This window comes from Pseudomonas sp. TKO26 (assembly GCF_003225665.1).
GTDB classification, from domain to species: Bacteria; Pseudomonadota; Gammaproteobacteria; order Pseudomonadales; family Pseudomonadaceae; genus Aquipseudomonas; species Aquipseudomonas saponiphila.
The window spans coordinates 1-383 of sequence record NZ_QKLN01000068.1 but is presented as its reverse complement, the minus strand read 5'-3'; the positions used below and the strand labels follow the sequence as shown (position 1 = coordinate 383).

The window sequence follows — 383 nt, the reverse complement described above, 5'->3', positions numbered from 1 at the left end:
TGATCACCGGGCCTATCACCACCGGCGGCAGCAAGCGGTCGATAAAACCGGTGCCCTTGATCTTCACCGCCAGGCCCAGGAACGTATAAACGAAACCGGCCGCCATCACGCCGCCCATGGTCGCCGCGAGGCCGAACTGGCCCTTGGCGAGGATGATCGGGGTGATGAAGGCGAAGCTCGAAGCCAGGAATACCGGCACCTGACGCCCGGTCACCACTTGGAACAGCAAGGTGCCTAGACCTGCGGTGAACAGCGCAACGTTTGGATCAAGACCTGTGATCAGCGGCATCAACACCAGCGCGCCAAATGCCACGAAGAGCATTTGTGCGCCAGACAGGATCTGGCGCCAAAGCGGGTCGTTGAATTCATCCTGCATGCTCACG

At 60.6% G+C, this 383-nt stretch carries 1 protein-coding gene; it reads right to left on the bottom strand.

Annotated elements, in window-relative coordinates; genetic code table 11:
- The coding region (locus DNK59_RS31490) for a solute carrier family 23 protein (RefSeq protein ID WP_305887946.1) at window positions 1-376 on the bottom strand (376 nt) is incomplete at its 3' end.
- Between the last annotated feature and the right edge of the window lie 7 nt (window positions 377-383).